This window comes from Pandoraea sputorum (assembly GCF_000814845.2).
Taxonomy (GTDB): domain Bacteria; phylum Pseudomonadota; class Gammaproteobacteria; order Burkholderiales; family Burkholderiaceae; genus Pandoraea; species Pandoraea sputorum.
Genome location: NZ_CP010431.2, coordinates 1,681,428 through 1,705,782 on the forward strand (window position 1 = coordinate 1,681,428; position 24,355 = coordinate 1,705,782).

At 60.4% G+C, this 24,355-nt stretch carries 21 protein-coding genes; 16 read left to right on the forward strand and 5 right to left on the reverse strand.

Annotated features, from left to right (window positions below):
• Window positions 1-172 precede the first annotated feature (172 nt).
• The 3 genes from gabT (at window position 173) to NA29_RS07550 (ending at window position 3,871) form a co-directional block, all read left to right on the forward strand.
• On the forward strand, window positions 173-1,465 hold the full coding sequence (gene gabT / locus NA29_RS07540) for a 4-aminobutyrate--2-oxoglutarate transaminase (protein WP_039397222.1): 1,293 nt from the start codon (window positions 173-175) through the stop codon (window positions 1,463-1,465).
• Window positions 1,466-1,501: 36 nt separating this feature from the next.
• Entirely contained in the window at window positions 1,502-2,215 is a 714-nt protein-coding gene (locus NA29_RS07545; RefSeq protein WP_039397224.1) for a haloacid dehalogenase type II, read from the forward strand.
• Between the two features lie 75 nt (window positions 2,216-2,290).
• Entirely contained in the window at window positions 2,291-3,871 is a 1,581-nt protein-coding gene (locus tag NA29_RS07550; RefSeq protein WP_039397226.1) for a PucR family transcriptional regulator, read from the forward strand.
• Between the two features lie 62 nt (window positions 3,872-3,933).
• Here NA29_RS07550 and NA29_RS07555 read toward each other — a convergent pair whose 3' ends face one another.
• The 5 genes from NA29_RS07555 to NA29_RS07575 form a co-directional block, all read right to left on the reverse strand.
• Window positions 3,934-5,388, reverse strand: a complete 1,455-nt coding sequence (locus tag NA29_RS07555) for an NAD-dependent succinate-semialdehyde dehydrogenase (RefSeq protein ID WP_039397228.1) — start codon at window positions 5,386-5,388, stop codon at window positions 3,934-3,936.
• A gap of 142 nt (window positions 5,389-5,530) precedes the next feature.
• Window positions 5,531-6,259: a haloacid dehalogenase type II gene (locus NA29_RS07560; RefSeq protein ID WP_039402700.1), complete on the reverse strand. Its 729-nt coding sequence runs from the start codon at window positions 6,257-6,259 to the stop codon at window positions 5,531-5,533.
• A 129-nt stretch (window positions 6,260-6,388) separates the two neighbouring features.
• The gene (locus NA29_RS07565) at window positions 6,389-7,813 is read right to left on the reverse strand and encodes an FAD-binding oxidoreductase (protein WP_039397230.1); all 1,425 of its coding nucleotides are present in this window, start codon (window positions 7,811-7,813) and stop codon (window positions 6,389-6,391) included.
• Between the two features lie 507 nt (window positions 7,814-8,320).
• Window positions 8,321-9,898: an EAL domain-containing protein gene (locus NA29_RS07570; protein WP_039397233.1), complete on the reverse strand. Its 1,578-nt coding sequence runs from the start codon at window positions 9,896-9,898 to the stop codon at window positions 8,321-8,323.
• A gap of 114 nt (window positions 9,899-10,012) precedes the next feature.
• Complete coding sequence (locus tag NA29_RS07575; RefSeq protein WP_167370889.1) at window positions 10,013-10,759, reverse strand: GntR family transcriptional regulator; 747 nt, start codon at window positions 10,757-10,759, stop codon at window positions 10,013-10,015.
• A gap of 556 nt (window positions 10,760-11,315) precedes the next feature.
• On the opposite strand from NA29_RS07575, the gene NA29_RS07580 reads away from it, so the two are divergent.
• The 13 genes from NA29_RS07580 to NA29_RS07640 all read left to right on the forward strand — a co-directional run bounded on the left by NA29_RS07580 (window position 11,316) and on the right by NA29_RS07640 (window position 24,326).
• Complete coding sequence (locus NA29_RS07580) at window positions 11,316-12,347, forward strand: ABC transporter substrate-binding protein (protein ID WP_072633227.1); 1,032 nt, start codon at window positions 11,316-11,318, stop codon at window positions 12,345-12,347.
• Window positions 12,344-13,177: an ABC transporter ATP-binding protein gene (locus NA29_RS07585; RefSeq protein WP_224786823.1), complete on the forward strand. Its 834-nt coding sequence runs from the start codon at window positions 12,344-12,346 to the stop codon at window positions 13,175-13,177. The genes NA29_RS07580 and NA29_RS07585 overlap by 4 nt, the downstream gene beginning before the upstream one ends.
• The gene (locus NA29_RS07590) at window positions 13,174-13,953 is read left to right on the forward strand and encodes an ABC transporter permease (protein WP_039397237.1); all 780 of its coding nucleotides are present in this window, start codon (window positions 13,174-13,176) and stop codon (window positions 13,951-13,953) included. Before NA29_RS07585 ends, NA29_RS07590 begins: the two co-directional genes overlap by 4 nt.
• Before the next feature lie 45 nt (window positions 13,954-13,998).
• A complete protein-coding gene (locus NA29_RS07595; protein ID WP_052252608.1) occupies window positions 13,999-14,421 on the forward strand; it encodes a cupin domain-containing protein in 423 nt (140 codons plus the stop codon).
• Window positions 14,411-15,484: an Ldh family oxidoreductase gene (locus NA29_RS07600; protein ID WP_052253215.1), complete on the forward strand. Its 1,074-nt coding sequence runs from the start codon at window positions 14,411-14,413 to the stop codon at window positions 15,482-15,484. The genes NA29_RS07595 and NA29_RS07600 overlap by 11 nt, the downstream gene beginning before the upstream one ends.
• A gap of 42 nt (window positions 15,485-15,526) precedes the next feature.
• Window positions 15,527-15,928 (forward strand): RidA family protein, encoded by a 402-nt coding sequence (locus NA29_RS07605; RefSeq protein ID WP_039397239.1) that lies wholly within the window; start codon window positions 15,527-15,529, stop codon window positions 15,926-15,928.
• Between the two features lie 49 nt (window positions 15,929-15,977).
• Window positions 15,978-16,886, forward strand: coding sequence for a fumarylacetoacetate hydrolase family protein (locus tag NA29_RS07610; RefSeq protein WP_039397241.1), 909 nt, complete (start codon window positions 15,978-15,980; stop codon window positions 16,884-16,886).
• A gap of 66 nt (window positions 16,887-16,952) precedes the next feature.
• Window positions 16,953-17,852, forward strand: a complete 900-nt coding sequence (locus NA29_RS07615; RefSeq protein ID WP_039402710.1) for a VOC family protein — start codon at window positions 16,953-16,955, stop codon at window positions 17,850-17,852.
• Between the two features lie 29 nt (window positions 17,853-17,881).
• Window positions 17,882-18,838 (forward strand): amidohydrolase family protein, encoded by a 957-nt coding sequence (locus tag NA29_RS07620; RefSeq protein ID WP_052252610.1) that lies wholly within the window; start codon window positions 17,882-17,884, stop codon window positions 18,836-18,838.
• A gap of 165 nt (window positions 18,839-19,003) precedes the next feature.
• Entirely contained in the window at window positions 19,004-20,530 is a 1,527-nt protein-coding gene (locus NA29_RS07625) for an amidase (protein WP_084103543.1), read from the forward strand.
• 63 nt (window positions 20,531-20,593) lie between these two features.
• Window positions 20,594-21,925, forward strand: a complete 1,332-nt coding sequence (locus tag NA29_RS07630; protein ID WP_052252611.1) for an MFS transporter — start codon at window positions 20,594-20,596, stop codon at window positions 21,923-21,925.
• Window positions 21,926-22,056: 131 nt separating this feature from the next.
• Window positions 22,057-22,788: an iron-containing redox enzyme family protein gene (locus tag NA29_RS07635; RefSeq protein ID WP_039397245.1), complete on the forward strand. Its 732-nt coding sequence runs from the start codon at window positions 22,057-22,059 to the stop codon at window positions 22,786-22,788.
• Between the two features lie 83 nt (window positions 22,789-22,871).
• On the forward strand, window positions 22,872-24,326 hold the full coding sequence (locus tag NA29_RS07640) for an aldehyde dehydrogenase family protein (protein WP_039397246.1): 1,455 nt from the start codon (window positions 22,872-22,874) through the stop codon (window positions 24,324-24,326).
• The last annotated feature ends 29 nt before the right edge of the window (window positions 24,327-24,355 follow it).

The following is a 24,355-nucleotide window of genomic DNA, read 5'->3' on the forward strand; positions in this document are numbered from 1 at the left end:
CACGTTTCTTTTGCGGTTCAAGTCGGAGGGGATAGCGCCGCGTCGCGCATAGGGATATGGCACGGTAAATTCCTATGTCTCGTAGGTAGAGCCCTGTGCCGTCAGCGCCCTAACATCCGAAAGAAGCGATCTGGCTTTTCATGGCCATCGTGCTTCGGACCGAGAGAGGACTATGTCGAACAACACCAAACACGAAGTGCTCGCAGCGGCGCGCACACAACATGTGGCGCGCGGCGTCGCGACGGCGCATCCCTTGTTCATCGAGAAAGCCTTGGGTTCCCACGTCTGGGACGTCAATGGCCGCCGGTATCTGGATTTTGTGGGCGGGATCGGCGTCATGAACGTCGGTCACAATCACCCGAAGGTGGTCGATGCAGTGAAAGCGCAACTGGAGCGTGTCACGCACGCGGCGTTTCAGGTCGCGGGTTACGACGTCTACATCGAACTCGCTGCCAAGCTCAATGCGCTGATCGGTGGAAAGGAAAATTACAAGAGCGTGTTCTTCACCACGGGTGCCGAAGCGGTTGAGAATGCCGTGAAGATCGCGCGCTCGTATCGCAATGCCCCGGGCATCATCGCGTTCCGTGGCGGTTTCCACGGCCGAACGCTGCTCGGCATGACGCTGACCGGGATGAGCACGCCGTACAAGCAGAACTTCGGGCCGTTCGCCGGTGACGTGTATCACACGCCCTATCCGGATCCCTACCATGGCTTTTCGGCTGACGACGCCATTCAAGCGATCGAGGACCTCTTCGCCACTCAGATTTCTCCGGATCGTGTGGCGGGTGTGATTCTCGAACTGGTGCAGGGCGACGGCGGTTTCATCGCGGCGGGAAGCGAGTTCCTTCGGAAACTGCGCGCGTTGACGTCAAAGCACGGCATCGTTTTGATCGCGGATGAAATTCAAACGGGCTTCGGTCGCACCGGCGAGCTCTTTGCGTTCCAGCAAGCCGGCATCCAGCCGGATCTCGTGACTGTCGCGAAGAGTCTGGCTGGCGGCTTCCCGATCTCGGGCGTTGTAGGCCGTGCAGAAATGATGGACTCCCCCGAGCCGGGCGGGCTGGGCGGGACGTACGCAGGCAATGGGTTGGCGTGCGCCGCCGCGCTTGCCGTCATCGAGCTCTTCGAGAAGGAAGGATTGCTCACGCAGGGGCGACAACTGGCGGAAGTGTTGCGTGGGGGCCTCGACAATCTGGCCCAGAAACACGGGGAGATCGGCACGATTCGCGGCGTGGGGGCCATGTTGGCCGTGGAGTTCGTCAAGCAGAAGGATCCGAATCAGCCAGACGCCGCGTTTGCACAGCGGGTTATCGACGCCGCGCGAGAGCTCGGCTTGTTGGTCATCAAGTGCGGTGTTCAACGCAACAATGTCCGATTGCTCGCGCCGCTCAACACGTCCGTCGAAGACGCGGGAGAAGCGATCGAGATTCTTGACAAGGCTATCGAGAAAGCCCGTTTGATTTGATAAACGCTGGCCCGCTTGCGCCAGCCAAGGCCGATCATGACAAGTGACACCGCGCGTCGATTCGCGGAAAAGACAATATTGACGATCGACGTGTATGGAACGTTGATCGATTGGGAGTCGGGGATTTTCAACGCCCTCGACCCCATTCTCCGATCGCACGGTCATGTGCTCACGAGCGACGCCTTGCTGGAAAAGCACGCGTGGCACGAGTCTGCCCTTGAAGCCGGGCCGTATCTCACCTATCGGGAGATCCTGGAAGAGGCACTCAGGCGGATCGCGAGAGACCTCGAGTTCACGCCGACCGAACAAGAACTCGAGAGTTTCTCGCATTCGGTCGGCGACTGGCCGGCGTTCTCCGATTCCACAGACGCGCTGTTAGCGCTCCAGCAGCGGTTCCAACTGGCGGTCATCACGAACGGCGACGACGAGTTCTTTGCGCTCTCGAATAAGCATATCGGCGTTGAATTCGACTACGTCGTGACGGCCGAGCAGACGCGAAGCTACAAACCGTCACTGAACAACTTCCACGTGGCGCTGGGGCGGATGCGCAAGCCGCGCAGCGAGGTTTTGCACGTCGCGCAAAGTCTTTTCCACGATCATGTTCCTGCGCAGGCTGTCGGGCTTCAAACCGTCTGGATCAATCGACGACAGGGACGACCGGGCTACGGCGCGGTGCCACGGGCGGTCGCGGTTCCGGATGCCGAGTTTGCCGACTTGCGTTCATTTGCAGACGCTATTCTGGACGAATGAGGGCTTGCGCTTTACGCGCTTCTTCGCGATCATCACGCGATTCCAACGGTCTTGTCATCGTGTCGGAGAAACACCATGAACATTTCGACGGCGCTTGAGAATACCGCGCTGCGCGGGGCAAATGTCGTGGCTGGCATGTCGGGTCTCGACAGAGACATTACTTGGGTGCATATCGTCGATCACCCGGATATCGCTGCCTGGGTCGAACCCGGACATCTGCTGCTGAGCACGGGTTACAACTGGCCGAAAGAAGAAGCGCAGCAACGGGCTATGATTCGCTCGCTCTCCGATCTGGGGTTGGCCGGGGTTGTGCTCGCCGTCCCGAAATTCCTGGCGCATTTTCCCAGTGCTTCGATCGAAGAGGCGAACGACGTCGGCCTGCCGCTGCTGGAGTTGGAGTGGGACGTTCCATTCAGCGCGATTACTGAGCAGATTCATTCGAGCATCATCCGCTGTCAAAGCGAACTTATTCAACGATCTTATGAGATTCACAGGGCGCTGACCAACGCCGCGCTCACGGCCAACACGTTGAGCGACCTCGCGACGTCGCTTGGCGATCTGCTCGATCGAGCGGTCAATTTCGTGGATCCGGACGGCTTGTCTCTCGGCACGAGTGAAGGCAATACGACACAAATTGATGTCGGTGCCAGAGAGCGGAGCTACATGAGGCTCTTGCACAATCGCATCATCCTGCGTCGAATTCAGGACAGCATGCACCCCATCCTGATCGATGCGCAGGAGGAAGTCGGTGTTCCTCGACGGCTTGGATGTCCGATTCGCATTCGAGGGGAAATCGCTGCCATCGTGTTTGTCGACGAGGGCGATTGCGAGTTGGGTGAGCTGGACATCCGGGCGACCGAGCACGCGTCCATCGTCGCCGCGCTGCACCTGGCGCATATGCGCGCCTTGCATCTCCAGGAAGAGCGACTCGGCTATGCACTCGTGGGAACGCTCCTCGAAGGAAAGTTTGAGGAGACGCCGTCGGCCTTGGAAAGGGCGCGCCTGAGTGGATGGGATCCCTCCGGGAGCTACCGGGTCTGTCTGGTGCTTCTCGACGAGCCGTTGCCCTTGTCCAGAGAGGGTTTTTTGCGTAGAGAGCGATGGGTAGACCGGCTACGTAAGTATTTGGAAGGCATCGAGCAACCACCGCTCGTGCTCGTCTCGCTCAATCAGATCACCTTTTTCCTGCAGTCGCATCATGAGCCCGAACCGCTGTGGCGAATTCTCGGTAGTCGTGGCGCGGCATTGGCGGTGAGCCGTGAGCATTCCGGGGTGGCCGGTATGGCCCGTGGTGGAGAGGACGTGCAGTCGTTGTTGCCTCTGTTGAAACCTGGCAAGGTGCACCACTTCCATGAAGTGATGTTCCCGCGCGCGCTGATGGGTGACCCCGGCGCGCGAGAATTGTTCGTCGACAGCCGAATTGGCCCGTTGCTCGCCGACAAGAAGGGTGAAGTACTGATGGAAACGGTCGAAGCGCTGTGTGCAGAGGGGTTTCAACTGGCCAATACCGCTCGCAAACTGGGCGTACATATCAGCACGTTGCGTTACCGTGTCGAACGCATCGAGTCGATGTTGGGAACGACGCTGGAACGACAGGAAAGTCGCTTCGAAATTCAGGTGGCGGTGGCGCTCCACAAGATCCTCTCCGAGAGATGAAAAAAATGGCGCCCGCGTAAGGCGCCATTTTTCCTATACCTCGTGCTCAGTGAATCGCACGCTTAGCTCACATCGAGATGCAGCGTCTGGGCTTCGAGAAACTCGTCGATGCCGTGGTGGGAGCCTTCTCTGCCCAACCCTGACTCCTTGACTCCGCCGAATGGCGCCACGGCGGACGAGATTACACCGGTATTGATACCGACCATCCCGTACTCTAGCGCTTCGCCGACGCGAAAGACTCGCGCCAAATCGCGAGAGAAAAGATATCCGGCCAGCCCGTAAGGGGTGTTGTTGGCGCGGCGTATCACTTCTTCTTCCGTGGTGAACTTAAAGAGTGCGGCGACAGGCCCGAACGTCTCTTCGGAAGCGATTCGCATGCCGTCGGTTGCACCGCTCAGAATGGTCGGCTGGAAGAATTGCTCCCCCAATTCGGACGACGCGCCACCGGTGACGACGCTGGCGCCTTTGGCAAGGGCGTCTGCAACGTGGGCGGACACTTTCGAGACGGCCGCCTGATTGATCAATGGTCCGATCGTCACGTCTTTTTCGAATCCAACGCCAAGGCGCAACTGATCGACCGAGTGTTTCAGCTTTTCGATAAATGCATCGTAAATGCCGGCTTGCACGTAAATGCGGTTCGCACAAACGCAAGTCTGTCCGCTGTTGCGGAACTTGCTCAGCATCACACCGGTGACCGCCTTGTCGAGATCGGCGTCATCGAACACGATGACCGGCGCATTGCCACCGAGTTCCATGCTGACGCGTTTGACGGTATCTGCACATTGACGCAGCAGCAGCTTGCCGACGTTCGTCGAGCCGGTGAACGTCAATTTACGAACGGTGGGATTGGCGGTGAGTTCTCCGCCAATGGCTTGCGGCATCCCTGTGACGATATTGATGACGCCAGCGGGAATGCCGGCGCGCTCAGCGAGCACCGCCAGCGCGAGTGCCGAAAACGGCGTCAATTCGGAAGGTTTGACGATGACCGTGCAACCGGCTGCCAACGCGGGCGCCAGCTTGCGGGTGATCATCGCGTTAGGGAAGTTCCACGGTGTGATGGCTGCACAAACACCGACAGGCATTTTGCGAACGATGATTCGTCGTCCCGGTTGTTGGGCGGGGATCGTTTCCCCATAGGCACGGATACCTTCTTCCGCAAACCATTGTACGAACGATGCGCCATAAAGGACCTCGCCGCGCGACTCCGCCAGCGGCTTGCCTTGCTCAAGCGTCATGATCAGCGCGAGATCCTCTGCGTGATCCAGCATGAGGTCATACCAGACGCGCAGGCGTGCCGCGCGCTCATGGGCGGTGAGGCCGCTCCATTGTGGCAGGGCGCGCTCGGCGGCCTCGATGGCCATTCGCGTGTCGCCGGCGTCACAGTTGGGCACGGTGCCGACGGTCTCGCCGTTGGCGGGATTGATCACGGGGAGCGTTTCGCCGGAACGGGCGGGCAACCAGAGTCCGTTGATGAAGGCATGCTGCCTGAGCAGCGAGGGGTCTTGCAGAGAAATCATGTCGACCTACCGGCTTACGTGATACGCAAACGGTAAACACCGACCGGCCGACGGCACGGGGCGCGCTTACCGCGCGATTCGAGGAAAGGGGGAGGGGCCTCCGGATTGACGTGGAATGTCGAGACCCCTCCTGTCAAACAGCTCAGCGAGCCAGTTCCGTCTTGTGCGCCTCGGCCAGGGCAGCCATGCTCTCAAAGCGGAAATCGTACTTCGGCGTGCCGGGCGGGGGCATCGTCGCACCCCAGCCGGTATCAGCGTGACGGCGATCGATCCAGGCGGACGCAAGGTCGAAGCCGTTCGCCGGCGCGTGATCGTGGAACAAACTTTGCGCCGTATGCAGTACGTCCGTCTTCTGGAAGCCGAAGTCAGCGCCAAGTCGACCGAGCATGTATTCGAAGTTGCGCGGGTCGGGCTTGTACGAACCAATATCCTGCGCCGTATAGATCGCATCGAATTCGACACCGAGTCGCGCATTGCTGCCGCGGAACGAAAGACGATCCACATTTGACAGAATGACGAGCTTGTAATGCTGCTTCAGATACTGCAGCGCCTCGACCGAATCCGGGAATGCAGGCCAATCGGGCACCGATGCGCCGAAAATGTTGGCTTCTTCGTCGGTGACGCCCACGTTCCACTCGTTGGCTAAACGACGATACACCGTGCCGAGCAAGAGGGAGTAGGCGAGCGCCGGAGTGCGCAGTTCCTGGTCGGCTTCATGGCGAGCGAAGATTTCCAGCGCCTGATCGCGGGTCAAGCCGCGTTTGCCCGCTTTCTCGAGCAGTGGCGACAGCCCGTTGAAAATACCGGATTCCCAGTCGATCAACGTGCCGTAGCAGTCGAACGTGAGTACTTTAAAGTCACTTAGCTTCATCATCGCTCCTTAGTGAAAAGTGTCTGCGACGGCCTGATAAGAAGAGAATCGCAGGATTTGAGTGAAATTGTCCATATCGGCAGATGACTGACGTTGCGCGTTGTTGCGCTGTCGTCGGCCCCCGCGGGCTTATGTCGGCAACATGGGTAGAACCTTGCCCGGATTGAGCAAGTTGCGTGGATCCAGTGCGCGCTTGACAGCCCACGCCATATCCAGCTCCACCCAGCTTCGCACCGTCAGCAGTTCGTCGCGCTTGGCGACGCCTACACCGTGCTCCGCAGAAATCGACCCGTTCAGTTCGTTAGCTGCGTCGTCGATGAGTTGTGCAATCGCGGCGCCACGCGTTTGGACGAATGAATCCGCCGTGACATGGCTTGGGCGAAGCGGGTTGAAATGCACGTTCCCATCGCCGACATGACCGTAGACGATCATTCGGGTAGTGGGTTCGAGGTCGAGCACCTTGGCGGTGGTGTCCCGAATGAACGCCGGAATGCTGGACAGTGGCACGGAAATATCGCATCGCACGCTGCCACGTGCTTGCGTCTGGGCATCCGATATTTCTTCACGAATCATCCAGAAGTCGGCTGCTTGTCTGGCGTTGGCTGCAATCACGGCATCGGTGGCATGGCCGGACGAGAGGGCGTCGGAAAGCACAGAGACGAGTTCAGCCTCCGCATCTTCCTGACCGGCATTCGACGAAGTTTCGACGAGTACATACCAGGGATGGGATGTCTCAAGTGGCGACGGACGATCGTTCAGATGCGACAGAACCAGCGTCATGGCATCGGACGAGATCAGTTCGAACGCGCTTACGTCGGAGCCGAGTCGCTCGCGCATCAAATTGAAGATTGCCAAGGCGTCCTCCGGGCTATTCGTACCGAGAAACGCGCTGGACACCGTGCGAGGCATGGGGAACAACTTCAACACTGCGGCGGTGATGATGCCCAGCGTGCCCTCTGAACCGATGAAGAGATGCTTGAGGTCGTATCCCGCGTTGTCCTTGCGCAAGCCGCGCAGTCCATGCCAGATGCGACCGTCCGGCAACACGACTTCCAGACCCAGAACGAGCTCACGCATATTGCCGTATCGCAGAACGGCGGTTCCTCCGGCGTTGGTCGAGAGATTGCCGCCGATCTGGCAACTCCCCTCCGAGCCGATACGAAGCGGAAACAGGGTGCCGACATCCTCGGCGGCGCTGCGCGCCTGGCTAAGAGTAACGCCCGCAGACACCGTCATCGTGGCGTTCATGGTATCGATGGCGCGAATCTGATTGAGACGTGCGAGCGAAATGATGATCGATGTGCCGGTGGCGTCCGGCACGCTGCCGCCGAGCAGAGAGGTGTTTCCGCCTTGCGGGACGACCGAGATGCCATTGGCGTAGCAGTAACGCATGACGGCGCTGACTTCGTCGGTATTGCCCGGCCGGACAACGGCTAACGACTTGCCGTGAAACACGTGGCGGTAGTCACTCTCGAACGATGCTGCGTCCGAGCCAATCAGCACGTTGTTATCACCGACGAGGGTTCGTAAATTGACGAGATGTTGTTCAGCCATGAGGTTGTGCCGGGGATTGAGTGTTCTCGATCGTCTTGCTGAGCGTCACATTGCATGCGATTTCAGGATTGATGACAGCTTATGACCTTCCCGCGCTCGCAGATATGGCTAAAACGTAGGAGAAATGGGGGGCAAATTCGTGTGGCAGTAACCAAAAGATGGGGGCGTTAAGACACCCTTTGCCATCTGCGCTCCGACAGCGTTGGCGGTCAAAGCACATCTTCCTGGCACAAGCCGGGCGAGCGGGTCGGCGTTCGTGCCATGGTTTGCATATCACGACAGGGGGGGCTGCGAGTAGGGCCGAAGGCGAATGTGACAGCCTAAATTGGCGGAAACACACGGAAATTGACGTCAAAAGCCGTATGCCACATTCGACGAATTCGGGTAGTGGAAGAAAAACTTAACGCAGTGTCCGCGATGGGTTGACCACTACAGACCGCCTTGCTCAGATAGGTAACACTTCGACGTTCAAGCTGTAGCAGCTCAACCCACCGGCGCAGCCCAAACTCAGCAACCCCGACCGAGCGGTGTACGTTCGGGAAGATTAAGAAACGTCTCAAGTGCCTCCACGGTCATTGCTTTACCGTATAGCCACCCTTGACCATATTGAACACCTCGCTTTCGCAAGTATTCCTCTTGACTCGTATGTTCAATACCCTCGGCCACCAACGCGAGCTTCAGTTCGTGGGCCATTGCGATGATATGGGGAGCGACAATGCTCGATGCGGCGCCCTGGTTCACTGTATCCACGAACGCCTTGTCGATTTTCAGTACGTCGACGCTAAGTTCTTGCAGGTACTTGAGGCTTGAATAGCCCGTGCCAAAGTCGTCCACGTATATGGGATGACCCGCCTCGCGAAATTTTCGCAGGACGCGGCGGGCCTCGTCACCTACAGCCTCACGCTCGGTGACCTCGATCCGGATCTGCTCGGGTACTAAGCCGGTAGCGTTCATCTTCGACTTCAAAACCTCAAGAAATCGATCGGTACGTAGATCCTCGCTGCTGACATTAATAGAGAAATAGAAGTTGGAATGCCGATGAAGCACCTCATCGAGATCGCGCATTGCATGCGCGAGTACGAGGTCTGTCAATGGTTCGATCAGGCCATTGGATTCGGCTATCGGAATGAACACCTCCGGCGAAAGAGGTTGCCCGTTCAGGTTCCATCTCACGAGCGCCTCGACACCAACACATCGTCCGTCGGCCAAGGCCACAATAGGCTGGTAGACGACGGTAAGTTCGTCGCGACGAATTGCTCTGGCCAGTCGCGAGGGAAACGATAGTTGTTGCCTGGACCAGCGCAAGGCCGCCCAACCCACCAAGGCGCCGACCACGGATCCGACTGAGAGCCAAACGAGCAACAGGCGATTACGCAGCGAATCGAAGTTGGCTTTCGGGGAGCGCACCACCACGCCAAGTGTATTCCCGGGCTGTGAATACACGCTGTAGGTCCATTGCGTGCCCGGCATATTCCCGTGGTCTTTCCACGACGCCAGCATTGCTCCACCGTCGGCACCTGGCGTCATCGCGACCAACGTATTCGTCTGTGGGTGGATCACAGCGATTTGGCGACCTGCCGGCTCTATCTGATCGACGTACGATTGTGGGTCGATGGATATGTAGACGCCATTTCGGCCAAGCAATAGCTCGTCAGGCGCGGCGCTATCACCGGAGCGCCGTGGAACCCAAAACGAGCGTCCGTCCACGGCAGGATATTTGTCAAGGTGTGAGCCATGATTGCTCGCTCGCCCGTTCCCGAATGCTACCGAACAAACGTACGTATCCCCCTGGTAACGGCCCACGTCACGAACAAACCGATAGCGGTAGTTGATGCGGCCCATTTCTACGAGGTCTGCCGCTGAGCAGTTCTCGCTGGTGGATCGCTCGACTTCGGCAAGCGCGTCGTGGGCTTCGCGACTGATCATCTCCGCACGTTGTTCCACTTGTCGCGCGAAGTTTGCAGCCATTTGTTTGTTCTCGCGATCCGCTTCCAATCCCGCGAAGTAAATGCTAGTCAGCACCGGCGTCAGCGTGCCGACACATGCGATCACAATGGACAGCAACACCAAGGGTGTACGGGGCATCGCGAGTACTCACAAGGTTGCGGTCGCCGTCTTTGGCCGGAACGATCTCTCGCGAGGCAACGATTCGCGAAGAGCATATTCGTTGTATGGACGTTCGATATCGACGTATCGGTGTTACTCGGCAATCGGATGCAACGGAAGCGGTTCGTTAAACGACGTAGGGGCGACGCGTCGGCGACGAAGCGATGCCAGGTGCGCTCCCATCGCGCTGGCGGCTGCCTGAGCGTCGCCAGCCGCAATGGCATCGAGCACGGCCGAATGCTCGTGCTGTGTATGCGCGAGATCGCCCGGGGCGAGCAAGCGAAGCTTCCAAAGACGCGCAGATCGCTCGTGCAATGAACGCATGATTTCCGTCAACGCACTGTTCCCGGCCGCTTCGGCAATGATCGCGTGGAAATCGTGATCGATTTGCATGAACCGGTCGCGGTCATCCGCACGACTCAACTCGCGCGATGCTTCGATTAGCTCCCGCATCCGGCTCAACTGCGCCTCGGTGCGCCGCTGCGCAGCCAATGCCGCAACATTGGCTTCCACTGCCCATCTCGCTTCGAGCAAATCCAGTATCTCGTCCATCGACTCGCGACGAATCTGAAGCCCCTTGCGCGGAATGATATCGATCAGTCCTTCAAGCTTTAATCGCTGGATTGCGTGATGCACAGGGGAGCGGCTGAAGCCGATCAGCTCGCAAATCATCAGCTCGTTAAAAAACTGGCCGGGACCGAACTCCAGCGAAAGAATACGCCGTTTGATCTCGACGTACGCCTGCTCCGCGAGCGACGCGCCCTTGGTGATCCGTCGAAGCGGCGACGGCGTCAGGGCTGCGTGCGGTGTTTCGAGATCGATAGGGCTCGGCTTTGGCATTTCTGACGGTATCTCCTTACGCATCTTCTGCATCTTCTGCAACTCGTGCGCCCTCACGCGGCGTCATGCCACCTGGGCGCGCATCGTGGGGTGCGGGTGTGGGGGCCTCATCGCTGAGCATCGTCGTCGGAGCAATGAGAGACAGAACGTGCGCCAGACGGATGTCGCTGCCCACGCGTCGAATCGGGGCGAGAAGGTGGGCGCCAACAGCGAATCCCTGCCTCAACGACCGCGAGCCGGGCGGATGGGCACGATCGGCATCGCATTCTACCCGAGCGTCAACGCGCTCCCGACCCGATAACGCTCCGTAGACGGCCGCAGCCACGCAGCGACGCATCACCAGTTCGGTGAAAAAACTATGCCATCGCTGCCACTTCAGCGCATCCATCAATAGGCTCCGGTCGGAATATTTTTTCACTTGCGAATCTGTAACATATCACACAGTATGTCACAAACTATATTACGCCTTATGAACAAACACAACGTCCGGCGATGAGGGTTTCGCGGGACGTTGGCTTGACCGCGTCATCCATGGATTTCTACTTAGGGGTCGGAAATGGCAACGAACAGCAAGCGTCGGCAGGTCGTAAGAAGTCTCGGTGCTGTCGCCGTCGGGTGGGCCACCGGAGGGTGGCAGATGGCGGGGGCGCAAGACCGGGGGCAGGGCGAACTGACGTTGTCGCTCGATTTCACCGCGCTGGGCCGCCACACACCGTGGTATGTCGCGTTGGGAAAGGGCTACTTCAAACAGGCCGGACTGAACGTCAAGATCGTGCCGGGGCAGGGCACTGCGCAAGCCATCCAGGCCCTTGAGTCCGGTATCGCGCAGTTCGCGTTTTCGGATGTGGTGTCGCTGGCGCTGGCCAGAGCGCGCGGCGCAAGCAGCGCGAAGTTCGTCGCAATGAACTATCAGAGCGCTCCCTATGCAGTCTTCTCGCTCGCGCAAGGGGCGAACGTGACAAAGCCCGAGCAACTGGGCGGACTGGAAATCGCCAGCGGCGCGGGAAGCTTTTCGCCCAAGGTCATTCAGGGCTTCATGAAGCAGCACCGGCTGGATCCGGGTTCCGTCAAGTTCGTCAACGTGGATGGCGCAGCCCGCGTGGGCATGCTGCTCAGCAAGAAGGTGCCCTCCATCGAGAACTTCATCTTTACGCAAGTCGGGTTGGAAAAGGTGCTCCCCGGCGGGCAACTGAGCACGTTGCTGCTCGCCGATCACGGGCTCGAACTGTACGCGAACGGATTGCTGGTCAAGGAGGACATGATCAAGTCCCGGCCAGACACCGTACGTGCCTTCGTCAAGGCGGCCATGAAAGGGTGGCGCGACACGATGGCGGATCCGCAGGCGGCCAGCGAGATCATGGCGAACTACGTGCCGGGCATCAATCGCGACGTCGTCGTCGGCGAGATCAAGCTTCTGAGTGCGCTCGCACAAAGTGCCGATACCCGCCGATTCGGCATGGGATGGATCGACGCGGGCCGAATGCAGCGTAGCGTCGATTTCATCGCGCAGAACATCGGCATCCCGGGCGCGCCGCTCTCTGCGGCCTCGCTGTTCACGACCGACTTCCTGCCCAAGGGGGCGGCATGAACGCGCGGCTCGACATGACCGGCGCGGGCGGCATGGGCGGCATGGGCGGCATTACGCCAACCGAGGCAGTTTTTGCCTCCATCGAAGACGTCAGCAAGATCTATCCACCGCGCGGCAAGAACGGCGAGACGGTCGCGCTCGAAGCGGTGAGCTGCGCGTTCGACGCCGGACAACTGGTTTCGCTGCTTGGGCCAAGCGGCTGCGGAAAGACGACATTACTGCGCATCGTGGCCGGACTGACCAAGTCCACGACGGGCGTGGTCAAGATCCATGGAAAAGCGATCAGCGGCCCACAGCGTGACTTCGGCTTTGTGTTTCAGAGCGCCAATCTCATGCCCTGGCGCAATGTGCTGGCCAACGTGATGTTCCCGATGGAGATCCTTGGGAAAGCCGACAAAGCTGCCAAGACCCGAGCGCATGAGCTGCTCACGCTGGTCGGTTTGGACGCCTTCACCAGTGCGCGGCCGCACGAGCTTTCCGGAGGCATGCAGCAACGAGTCGCGTTGTGCCGCGCGTTGATCCATGCGCCACGACTGCTATTGATGGATGAGCCGTTCGGTGCGCTGGACGATTTCACGCGCATGGAAATGCACGACCTTTTGCTGTCCGTTCGCGAACACACGCGGGCTGCCGTCATGTTCGTCACGCACAGCATTTCCGAAGCGGTCTATCTGTCCGACGAAGTCCTCGTATTCAGCAAGCGCCCGGCAAAAATCGCGGAACGCATCACCATCGACTTTCCCTATCCCAGATCGCAGGAACTCCGATTCACGCCGAAATTTACGGCTTACGAACATCAGGCCAGCACCGCACTCGGAGTCGTGAAATGAAGACATTGAACCTTCGCGTGATCGGGTATCCCACGTTCGGCATCGTGCTACTTCTGGTCGTCTGGCAGATGTATGTGGTGATGTTCCACGTGCCCATGGCCGTGCTTCCGACGCCCGTCCAGATCGCGCAGTCATTCGTTGACGACCGGGCGGCGCTCTTGTCGCAAGGGTGGGTAACGCTTCAGGAGTGCGTCTACGGTTTTGCGTTGGCGTTTATCGTCGGTGTGCCCATCGCCTTTGCCATTGCGAATTCGCCGATATTGAACCGGATGTTCTATCCGCTCCTCATCGCGATGCAGTCGGTGCCTAAAGTGGCGCTCGCCCCTATCGTGCTGGTCTGGCTGGGAACGGGTATCGAATCGAAGCTGGCACTGGTGTGGCTGGTCGCGTTCTTTCCGATTGTCGTGGATACCGCCACAGGCTTACGAACCACGCCGGTCAATCTCATCGAACTGGCCACATCGCTCAGAGCCACACGCATGCAGATCTTTCTCAAGATTCAGATGCCAGCCGCGCTTCCGCATGTGATCTCCGGCGCAAAAATCGCAGTGACGCTAGCGGTAATTGGCGCGGTGATCGGCGAGTTTGTGGGCAGTACCGAAGGTCTCGGCAATCTGCTGCTGGTCGCCAATTCACAACTGAATACGCCACTCGCGTTTGCCGCACTGATTTCGTTGGCCTTGCTCGGTCTGTTGCTTTATCTGGCGATTGCCGCCATCGAATTCGCGCTTCGTCCGTGGTTGCCGCATACGGCAGAGATGGCGGGCGCGGTCTGAGCACACGTTCTTTTGTGATGTCGATACATAACGGGAGTCACTTTCATGAGCGATAACGACAAGCAGACAAAGACGGCCGGTGCGCCGATGCCTTCGATGGCCGAAATACTGCTGCACAGCGAAACGATGCCCTGGCGGGAAAAATCGCTTGCCGGTGTCGCGGAGAAAATGTTCTGGCGCGATGACGAAACCGGTGCGTCGATTGCGCTGATCAAATTTTCGAAAGGCGCAGGTATTCCCGCCCCGCACTCCCACGCGTCCAATCAGTTCATGTACTGCCTGAGCGGCAAGTACGAATACACGTCCACCGGCGTCACCCTGTTGCCGGGAAGCTTCTATTGCAACCCAAAGGGCAATGTTCATGGCCCGACGATTGCACACGAGGAGACCGTCGTTGTCGAGATCTACGACGGCCCGCACTATCCGCAGAAGCCCGATTGGTACACGGATGAACGCGATGCTCACTGACAATTCGTCGATCCGTGTGCCGACCGACTCACTGCGTGAACTGGTCGTGAGTCTTCTGGTTGCCGAAGGCGTCTCGGTGAATGTGGCGACGTCGGTGGCCGACCCGCTGATTGCCGCAGATCTTGGCGGGAAAGCGTCGCATGGGGTCATGCTGTTGCCCATGTACATCGAGCGGATTCGCGCTGGCTCCGTCAGCAAGGCCGAGTTTGCGCAGGTCGCACATGACGCCAAAGCCGTCGTCGTACTCGATGCCGCAAACGTGCTCGGTCAGGTGAGCGCGAAGCAGGCCATCACGCTCGCGATAGAACGAGCCCGACGTTACGGGCTGGCGATGGTCACCGTACGAAACGCATTCCATTTCGGTGAAGCCGGATTCTGGGCAAGAAAAATGGCTGATGCGGGGTGCGTCGGCATTGCGATGGCGAACACCCGCCCGTTGATGCCCGCACCCGGCGGGGCGCAACGCGTGATAGGCAACAACCCGCTGGCGATTGCCATGCCGCACGCCGACGAGATTCCGGTGGAGCTCGACATGGCGATGAGCGCAAGCGCCATGGGCAAGATTCGTCTCGCGCAAGGGGCGGGGCACGAGATCCCCGAGGGCTGGGCCGTCGACGCGCAGGGTATTCCGACGCGCGACGCAACCAAGGCCATTGCCGGAATGCTGCTACCCGCAGCAGGGCCGAAAGGCTTCGGTCTGGCTTTCATGATCGATCTGCTATGTGGCGGCCTGTCGGACGGCGGTGTGGCCGACGAAGTGCAACCGCTCTACGGTGCCAGCGCTACGCCCTACAACAGCGCGCAGGCATTTCTGGCAATCGATGCCTCGCAATTCGGTTTGCAACGGCCGCTCGAACAGCGCGCATCCGATTTGGCCACCCAAGTCCGCACGTCGCCCCCCGCAGCCGGTACGGAACGGCTTTACAGCCCGGGGGAGATCAGTTGGCAAGTCGCTCAGGCAAACGGGCAGACATGCCCGGTCGCCGTCGACGTCGCACGACAACTTGCAGGGCTGGCGAGCGTCGCGGGTGTGCAGGCGCCTGCGGCGTGGGCAGATATCTGAAGCAACTTACCGCCTCATCAGGCTAACGACAGGACTTTCATCATGGCGAAAGAGCAAATCAGCACCGACGCACTGCGCACGCCCAACGGACACTTTTCGCAAGCGACCACCATTGAGGCGAAGGGCAAGCTCGTGTTCATCTCCGGGATGACCGCTCGACGTCCCGACGGCACGATCGCGGGCGTTGGCGACATCGAAGCGCAAACCCGTCAGGTCTGCGAGAACATCAAGAGCGCTGTCGCGGCCGCTGGCGGCACGCTTGCGGACGTTTGCCGCGTCGATGTCTACGTGCGCAACATGGAGCACTTCGAGGCCATCCACAAGGTACGACGCGAGTATTTCCATCCGCCGCTGCCCGCTTCCACGATGGTCGAGGTGACCAAGATGGTCTCGCCCGACTACCTCATCGAGATCAACGCCATCGCCGTTTTGCCGCAAGCGTGACGTCTGAAACATCGTATCGACAGATCGTGACTACCCACTGAGGAGCACCATGGCTTTCGCAACACTGCAGTACAACGGCGAGAAGCGCATCGCCGTCAGACACGATGACGACTGGGTCATTCTGCCCGCATCGATGGGCGATATGGTGGCGCTGATCGAAGGTGGAAAGGATGCGCTGGCGCGGGCCCGGCGCTACGCAGCGTCGCCCGATGCCCCTCGGGTGGCGGTCGGCGAAGCGCGTCTGCTCGCGCCGATTCAGCGCTTTTCTCGCGACGTACTTTGTACCGGGTGGAATTACTGGGACCACTTCGAAGAGGGCAAGGGAAAGCGGGAAGGGCAGGATGTTCCCGCACCCACCGCCCCCACGTTTTTCACCAAGGGGCCGGATACCGTGATCGGGCCGGTCGATGACATCGCGTACGACGCATCTCTGTCCGCCAAATGGGACTATGAAGCCGAAATGGTGGTCATCATCGGCAAGACCGGGCGGAGCATCCCGGTGGAGGACGCGATGGCGTACGTGTGGGGCTATTGTCTGGCCAACGACATCTCCCAGCGCGATCTCCAGCGGCGTCATGGCGGGCAATGGCTGAAGGGAAAGAGTATCGACGCCACCATGCCCTTGGGACCCTGGATCGTGCCGGCGGACGAAGTCGATCCCGCGAACGTCCAGCTTGAGTGCGTAGTCAACGGCACGGTGCTTCAGTCGGCGAGCACGCGGCTCATGGCCTTCTCGATTCCCGAACTGATCGCTGAGTTGTCGTTCGGCATGACGCTTCGTGCCGGTGACGTGTTGCTCACGGGAACGCCCAGCGGCATAGGCAACGCGCGAGAGCCGCAGGTATTTCTCCACGAGGGCGATGAGGTGATCGTGCGCGGAAGCGGCCTCGGAGAGCTTAGAAATCGGATGACGTCCGTTGATCTGCACGGTAAATCCGGCATCCGTATCGGTGTCTGATACCGAATTTCCCTATCGAGGTGCCATATGACAACGTCTGCTGTAGAGGGTCTGAACGGCTTCGGCATGACCGTGCCCGATCTGGACGTCGCTCAACGCTTTTACACAACGTTCGGATTGGATGTGCGCCGCTCAGACGATGGCCGGGCGCTTCTGTGTAACTCACCGGGGCGATCCAGTAACGAAATCGTGTTGACGCAAGGCGAGAAGAAGCGACTGCATCACCTTTCCTTTCGTATCGCGCCGATATCCGTGGCGGGCATGACTCGGCGCATCGAGGCGGCAGGGATCAAGGTCTATCCCTGCGCCCCGGACGGATGGCAGCGCGAGGGGCTCTGGTTCGAGGATCCGTGGGGCACATGGATTCATCTGAATCCTGAGAACGCCGATGCATTGCCGCGCGTCGAGGTCCCGGCCTTCAATTTCGGAGGGGCTGCCGATCGCGTCGACATCAATCTGTGGCAAACGCTTGAGAAAGACAGACCGCCGTTACGGATCGGGCACCTGCTTATCTTTACGCCGGAATGGGCGCGTGCCGAGCGGTTCTACTCGGACGTACTGGGCTTGCGAACGACGGACCGCGCCGCTGGCAAGGTCGCGTTCATGGCGGCGGGGCACGGCGTCATCGATCATCATTGTTTCGGGCTGATCAATAGCTCTCACCGGGGTTTCCAGCACGCGAGCTTCCAGGTTCCAAGCTTTGACGATATCGGCTACGGGGCGTGGCGAATGCGCGAAGCGGGATACGGCGATGGCTTCGGTCCCGGGCGGCACGCAATTGCCTCCAATCTGTTTCACTATGTGCGCGATCCGTGGGGGAGCTGGGTGGAGTTCTATGCGGACATGGACAAGATCACCGACCGGTGGCTTTGCCGCGACTGGAACGATTTGCCCTATACCTGGGGGCCGCGTTGGTCGCCGGAGTTTTGGGGCAAGGAAATGAACGCCAATCTCGAACCCAGTTGATGGGTAGACGCAGTGAGTTCGGAGTCGACATGGAAACCACACGCATTGCGCTGGATGTTCACGCGCATCTGGCCCCGATCGATGAGGCCCGGCTGTCCACGATGGCGAATGTCCAATGGGACGGCGCAGCACGACGGCTTACGCTCGACGGTCACACGATCGGGATGAGTGCCTTGTTTTCGCCTGACGCGCTGATCGAGTGGATGGATCAACAAGGGGTTGCGCAAGCCTGGGTATCGATACCACCGCCGATGTATCGACAATCGCTGGATCAGGCGGCGTCGGCGGTGTGGTGCGCGTATGTCAATGATGGGTTGCGAGGCGTTTGTGAGCGCTTCCCGTCACGTCTGTCTGCGCTCCGGCATCTGCCCCTCGAACACCCTGAGCTCGCGGCTCGGCTCGTGCTGGAAAACCACGAGACGTTTCGCTATGCGGCGGCGGCGGGGGGCTACGAGGGAACGCTCTCGGACACCGCCTACGAGCCACTCTGGGCGGCGTTGAATGCGCAATCCGCTTTTCTATTCCTTCACCCGGGGCAGTGCTGCGATACCCGCCTGAGCAAGTTCTATCTGGAGAACTTGATGGGTAACCCGGTAGAGACGACCGTCGCGGCGTCGCATCTTGCGTTCGGGGGGGGGACGGTCCGGTATCCGGAAATTCGCTTTTGTCTTGCGCATGGCGGTGGCGCTACGGCGATGCTGGCCGGTCGGTACGAGCGAGGTTATCGAACGTCCCGACCGGGCGTCGATATGACGCTGCCTTCCCCGCGTGGCATCTTCTCCCGCTTTTACGTCGATTGCATCACGCACGATGACAGCGCGTTGGCGCTGAGTGAGTCCGTCTTCGGCTCGGAAAACGTCGTGTTCGGCTCCGACTGGCCGTTTCCGATGGGGTTGCTCAAGCCGCACGACGACTTGTCCGGACTTGACGAGTCGCGTCGACAGACCATCCTGACGCGCAACGCGTCGGCCTTGCTCAAGGCCTAACGCGTCAAGTAACGCGCCATGTAACGACCGGGCGAATTGCCCGGTCGCCCCCTCAAGCGCCTGCCGCTCGGCAGGCGTCTCCGCATAAACCCTGATCCCCCAGTCCCTTGACAGTCGTAATTTGTCGGCAGATGGTATACAGAATACTGAAATGCGTACCCCATCATGACAAACTTCACGATTGACGCTTTCGATCATCCCCCGGGAGCGACGCTGGCCGAACCCGCAGCAAGGCCAGCCAGCAAAGGTTTCCCCTGGCACCACGCCTCAATGGAGGCCGTACAGGCGGCGCTCCATCGAGGCGAAGTGACTTCGGTCGAACTTGTGCAGGCCTGCGAAAGCGTCTGGCGTGAAGCCAACCCACGGCTCAATGCCGTCGTCGTGAGCGATTTCGAGCGAGCCTATCTCACCGCCAGGGAGTGTGATGCGCAGCGACGGGCGGGACTTGCGCAAGGGCCGCTGCACGGGGTGCCGTTCACCATCAAAGAATCGTTCGATGTGCTCGGCTGGCCCACGACCGTGGGGGACCCCGCGTACGCAGACAACACGGCAACGCGACATGCGACCGTCGTACAGCGTCTGGTCGATGCGGGTGCCATCCTGCTCGGCAAGACCAACGTGCCGCTTTGGTTGCGCGACTGGCAAAGCTACAACGCGGTGTACGGCACCACGCGCAATCCGCACGATCTGTCGCGCACCCCGGGAGGCTCGTCGGGCGGGAGCGCGGCCGCTGTCTGTTCGGGGATGGCGTTCTTCGACGTCGGTTCGGACATCGGTTCATCCATCCGAAATCCCGCCCACTACTGTGGGATCTTTTCGCACAAAAGCACGCACGGCCTCATACCGCTCGACGGTCACGGGTTGCCCGGTGGTGTGACCTTTCCCGATATCAATGTCGCCGGGCCGCTCGCGCGCAGCGCGGCCGACTTACGTCATGTGCTGGGCGCGCTCGCTGGCCCGTCGGTCGATGCGGCCTGCGCGGTACGCATCGAGCTTCCGCATTGTGACGTCGACGACTTGCGTCAGATTCGCTTCGGTATTCTCCCGAATCATGCCGTCGCCGAGGTCGATGCCACCATCGAGCAATGCCTTGTGGATCTGGGTAAGACGCTTGAGCGTGAAGGCGCTCAGGTCGTCTGGAACGCGCGTCCGGCACTCGACGCGGCCGAACTCCTGCGGGTGTACACACTGCTCCTACGTGCGGCGACTTGCGGATATTTGTCCGACGAGGCGTACGCATCCGCACAGACGGCGGCGCGCGATGTCGCGCTCGACGACTTACGCTACGCCTCGCTTCAGCACACCGGCGCGGTGCTGAGTCATCGCGACTGGCTGCGTCTGCAACCGCTGCGTGAGGGGTATGCCGCCGCGTGGCGCGCGCTGTTCGAGCAGGTGGATGTTCTGCTCTGTCCAGTGGCCGCGACGCCAGCGTTTCCCCTGAACGAAGCCGGTGCACCGTGGCAACGCACCCTCGACGTGAACGGTCGCGCGCAGCCGCTCACCACTCAGCTTTTCTGGGCAGGCCACTCAGGCCTGTGCGGCTTGCCCTCGACGGTGGCACCGGCCGGGCGCACCGCGCAGGGTCTGCCTGTCGGCGTACAAATCGTGGCGCCGCTGTACCACGACTTGCGCGCCATCCGCGTTGCCGAACTGCTTGAAGCGGCCGGCTACGCCTTTGTTCCACCCGCCTGAGGCACCACCCTTTTCATCACCGACGATCCCACAGAACCAAGACAACTCAAGGAGGACACCACCATGTCCTGGCTCAGCTCACTATCGAGAAACGAGAAGCGCGCCTTTGCAGGTACGTTCATCGGCCACACGGTCGACGTCTACGACTTCATGATTTATTCCTTCCTCATTCCGGTGTTGCTCACCACCTGGAATATGAGCAAGGCAACGGCAGGCAGCATCGTCACTTACACACTGATCGCCTCGCTCGTCGGCGCGATCGGCGCGGGCCTGCTGGCAGACCGCTACGGTCGGGTGAAAATTCTGCGATGGACGATCGCGCTCTTTGCGCTGGCATGCTTTGCTTGCGGGCTGGCCAACTCGCCTACGCAACTGGCCGTGCTGCGCATCATTCAGGGGTTGGGCTTCGGCGGCGAGTCGTCGCTGTGCATGGTGCTGGTCATGGAGACGATCCGGAATCCGGCGCATCGCGGCAAGTTCTCGGGATTCACCGCCAGCAGCTATTCGTTTGGCTGGGCGCTGGCGGCGCTGGCTTACAGCGCGATTTTCAACTGGCTACCGCCGGAATGGGCGTGGCGCGTGTGCCTGTTCATCGGCGTGGCGCCCGCTTTACTGGTGTTCTGGCTGCGACGCAATCTCGAAGAGCCGGAAGCCTTCACGCGCACGCTGGCCGAGCGCAGTCAGACGAGCCCGCTGACGACGATTCGTGGCGTGTTCAAGGGGCGGCTCGCAGCCCGCACGCTATGGTGCAGTCTGCTCTCCGGGGGCATGCTCGGCTCGTATTACGCCATCGCAACGTGGATGCCCACTTGGCTCAAGACCGAGCGTGGCCTCTCGGTGACGGGGACCGGATTGTGGCTGGCCATCACCATCACCGGTTCCATCGTAGGTTATGCCGTGGGCGCATGGTGCACCGACAAGCTGGGCAGACGGCCGACGTACATCCTGTTCGCGATCGGCGCCTTCGCGATGAGCATTGCGTACATGCTGATCCCCGCGCCCATGCCGGTCATGATGGTGCTGGGTTTCCTGATGGGCGTGCTGATGCAGGGGACGTTTGCCGGGGTCGCCGCGACCATCTCCGAGACGTATCCGCATGAGATTCGGGCGACGGGCTACGGCGTGGCGTATAACGCCGGGCGTGTGATCGGCTCCGTGTTTCCGTTCATGGCGGGCTGGCTTGCCAGCGGTCACACCACGCTGACGCTCGCGATCCCTGTCGTGGCGGCAGTCGGTTATGGACTCGTCGTCATCGCGGCAATCATGCTGCCCGAGACCAACGGCATTGCGCTCGACGCCATCGAACCCGTCGACAACGCATCTGCAACATCGGCGGCACACATCGGCACCCATGCCGCGCCGCAGGCCGCCGCCGTTGGCCGTTCTGCCGACTGACCTTTCCCGGAAAGACTTCTGATTCACTCGTTTCGTCGTATTGGCATTTTTTGCAAAACAGTATACCGTATACAAAAATCATCCGATCCAGCGCTTAGGGATCGTTCACCTGGCAATCAAAGGAGTTGGACATGGCAGAGCTGATGGACCGCGAAACCTTCCGCGCGGCACTCGAAGAGGCAATCAAGGGCAAGAGCGCGAACAAGGCACCGTTTAGCGTGGCGTGGGCGAGCGGCAAGCTCTCTCGCGCGCATCTTGCACGCTGGGCCGAGAACCACTACCACTACGTCGGGCCGTTTGCCGACTATCTCGGCTACCTGTATGCACGCACGCCCGATCACATGACCGAAGCGAAGGACTTCCTGCTCGCGAACATGTACGAGGAAGAGATCGGCGGCGATCGACATACCGATCTGCTGATTCGCTTCGCCGAGGCCTGCGGCACGACGCGCGAGCGCGTCGTCGATCCGGACAACATGTCGCCCACGACGCGCGGGCTGCAAAGCTGGTGTTATGCCGTGGCCATGCGCGAAGACCCGGTCGTCGCCGTGGCCGGGCTGGTGGTGGGGCTTGAGTCGCAAGTCCCGTCGATTTACCGCAAGCAGACGCCCACGCTGCGCGACACCTACAAGTTCACCGACGAGGAAGTCGAGTTCTTCGATCTGCACATCGTGTCCGACGAGATCCACGGCGAGCGCGGCTACCAGATCGTGCTGGAGAACGCGAACACGCCGGAGCTTCAGGCGCGCTGTCTGAAGATTTGCGAGATCGGTGCGCAAATGCGCCTGCTGTATACCACGGCGCTTTACTACGACTACGTGGAGAAGGAGTTGCCGTTGCCTGAACTTGGGCTGGCGGCCTGACTGACGTAGCGCCGCGTTCCTGTGCCACGCATGACTGGCAGGGGAGCGCGGCCCCCCGGCTTCTTTGCAGGACTGTTGCAGTGATGACAACTGTGCCCACGTTCTTCAACTACATCGACGGTGAATGGTGCGCGAGCCAGACCGGACGCACCTTCGAGAACCGTAACCCCGCCGACACACGCGATGTCGTCGGCGAATTTCAGGCATCCGGCGAAGCCGACGCGACAGCGGCGGTTCAGGCAGCCGCCTCGGCATTCTCCGCATGGAAGCGTGCCGCGCCCGGCGCGCGCGCCAAAGTCTTGCTGAGCGCGGCGGCTTATCTGGAGCGTCATGCAGAGCGATTCGGCGACGAGCTTGCCCGCGAGGAGGGCAAGCAGAAATCGCTCGCTAAGGACGAGTTTCTGCGAGCGTCCCAGACCTTGCGTTACTACGCCATTGAAGCCCAGTCGTTCGGCGGCGAGACCTTCCCGAACGACGATGCAGACATGGCGGTGTATACCGTTCGCGAACCGCTCGGCGTCGTGACCGTCATTTCTCCGTGGAATTTCCCCGTCTCGATTCCGGCGCGCAAGATTGCGCCCGCCTTGATCTGCGGAAACACGGTCGTATTCAAGCCTGCCACCGATGCGCCCTTGAGTGGCCTGCGGCTGGTCGAGGCGTTCGTCGAAGCGGGTATCCCGCGCGGCGTGCTGAATTTCGTCACGGGCAGCGCCAGCGCTGTCGGGCCGGTGCTGGTCGGCGCAAAGGAGATCCGGGCGATTTCCTTCACGGGGTCGACATCTGCGGGTGAGCAGATTCACCGCGCTGCATCGATGTCGACGCGCACGCAAATGGAACTCGGCGGCAAGAATGCGCTGATCGTGCTGGCATCCCGCGACATTGACCGTGCCGTCGATCTCACGGTGAAGGGCGGATTCTCGCTGACGGGGCAGGCATGCACGGGGACGAGCCGCGTGCTGGTCGCCCGTGAGATTCGTGCGGCGTTCGTCGAAAAGCTGGTGGCGCGAACAGCGGCGCTCAAGATCGGTCCGGGCCTTGAGGCGGGCAACGATATCGGGCCGCTCGCCACCGAGGGGCAGCTTCGAACGGTACTTGAGTACGTCGAGATCGGTCGTGGCGAAGCCAAACTGGTTTGCGGCGGAACACAGATCGTGGACGGTGCCTATGCGCACGGCTACTTCGTGACACCCGCGATCTTCACTGATGTGCCCCGCGATGCGCGCATCGCTCGTGAAGAAATCTTCGGGCCGGTGATAGCCGTCATCGATGTCGATGGCTACGAGGATGCCATTGCGGTGGCCAACGACAGCGACTACGGACTGGCCGCTTCGCTGGTCACGCAGGACGCGTGCCTCATGCATCGCTTCGTCGACGACATAGAAGTCGGCACCGTCAAGATCAATCGCACGACGACCGGCAATCTGATCAACGCCCCGTTCGGTGGCCTCAAGCGCTCTAGCACGGCGACGTTCCGCGAATCGGGGCGCGACGGCCTCGACTTCTATTTGCAGGTCAAGACGATTTATCGCGGCGTCTGAAGCCGACCGCACACGTCCGATCAACACAG

What these genes read in the sequence shown, in the direction of transcription:
- gabT (WP_039397222.1), top strand. Translation starts at nt 173, where the DNA reads ATGTCGAACAACACCAAACACGAAGTGCTCGCAGCGGCGCGCACACAA.
- NA29_RS07545 (WP_039397224.1), top strand. Translation starts at nt 1,502, where the DNA reads ATGACAAGTGACACCGCGCGTCGATTCGCGGAAAAGACAATATTGACG.
- NA29_RS07550 (WP_039397226.1), top strand. Translation starts at nt 2,291, where the DNA reads ATGAACATTTCGACGGCGCTTGAGAATACCGCGCTGCGCGGGGCAAAT.
- NA29_RS07555 (WP_039397228.1), bottom strand. Translation starts at nt 5,388, where the DNA reads ATGATTTCTCTGCAAGACCCCTCGCTGCTCAGGCAGCATGCCTTCATC.
- NA29_RS07560 (WP_039402700.1), bottom strand. Translation starts at nt 6,259, where the DNA reads ATGAAGCTAAGTGACTTTAAAGTACTCACGTTCGACTGCTACGGCACG.
- NA29_RS07565 (WP_039397230.1), bottom strand. Translation starts at nt 7,813, where the DNA reads ATGGCTGAACAACATCTCGTCAATTTACGAACCCTCGTCGGTGATAAC.
- NA29_RS07570 (WP_039397233.1), bottom strand. Translation starts at nt 9,898, where the DNA reads ATGCCCCGTACACCCTTGGTGTTGCTGTCCATTGTGATCGCATGTGTC.
- NA29_RS07575 (WP_167370889.1), bottom strand. Translation starts at nt 10,759, where the DNA reads ATGCCAAAGCCGAGCCCTATCGATCTCGAAACACCGCACGCAGCCCTG.
- NA29_RS07580 (WP_072633227.1), top strand. Translation starts at nt 11,316, where the DNA reads ATGGCAACGAACAGCAAGCGTCGGCAGGTCGTAAGAAGTCTCGGTGCT.
- NA29_RS07585 (WP_224786823.1), top strand. Translation starts at nt 12,344, where the DNA reads ATGAACGCGCGGCTCGACATGACCGGCGCGGGCGGCATGGGCGGCATG.
- NA29_RS07590 (WP_039397237.1), top strand. Translation starts at nt 13,174, where the DNA reads ATGAAGACATTGAACCTTCGCGTGATCGGGTATCCCACGTTCGGCATC.
- NA29_RS07595 (WP_052252608.1), top strand. Translation starts at nt 13,999, where the DNA reads ATGAGCGATAACGACAAGCAGACAAAGACGGCCGGTGCGCCGATGCCT.
- NA29_RS07600 (WP_052253215.1), top strand. Translation starts at nt 14,411, where the DNA reads ATGCTCACTGACAATTCGTCGATCCGTGTGCCGACCGACTCACTGCGT.
- NA29_RS07605 (WP_039397239.1), top strand. Translation starts at nt 15,527, where the DNA reads ATGGCGAAAGAGCAAATCAGCACCGACGCACTGCGCACGCCCAACGGA.
- NA29_RS07610 (WP_039397241.1), top strand. Translation starts at nt 15,978, where the DNA reads ATGGCTTTCGCAACACTGCAGTACAACGGCGAGAAGCGCATCGCCGTC.
- NA29_RS07615 (WP_039402710.1), top strand. Translation starts at nt 16,953, where the DNA reads ATGACCGTGCCCGATCTGGACGTCGCTCAACGCTTTTACACAACGTTC.
- NA29_RS07620 (WP_052252610.1), top strand. Translation starts at nt 17,882, where the DNA reads ATGGAAACCACACGCATTGCGCTGGATGTTCACGCGCATCTGGCCCCG.
- NA29_RS07625 (WP_084103543.1), top strand. Translation starts at nt 19,004, where the DNA reads ATGACAAACTTCACGATTGACGCTTTCGATCATCCCCCGGGAGCGACG.
- NA29_RS07630 (WP_052252611.1), top strand. Translation starts at nt 20,594, where the DNA reads ATGTCCTGGCTCAGCTCACTATCGAGAAACGAGAAGCGCGCCTTTGCA.
- NA29_RS07635 (WP_039397245.1), top strand. Translation starts at nt 22,057, where the DNA reads ATGGCAGAGCTGATGGACCGCGAAACCTTCCGCGCGGCACTCGAAGAG.
- NA29_RS07640 (WP_039397246.1), top strand. Translation starts at nt 22,872, where the DNA reads ATGACAACTGTGCCCACGTTCTTCAACTACATCGACGGTGAATGGTGC.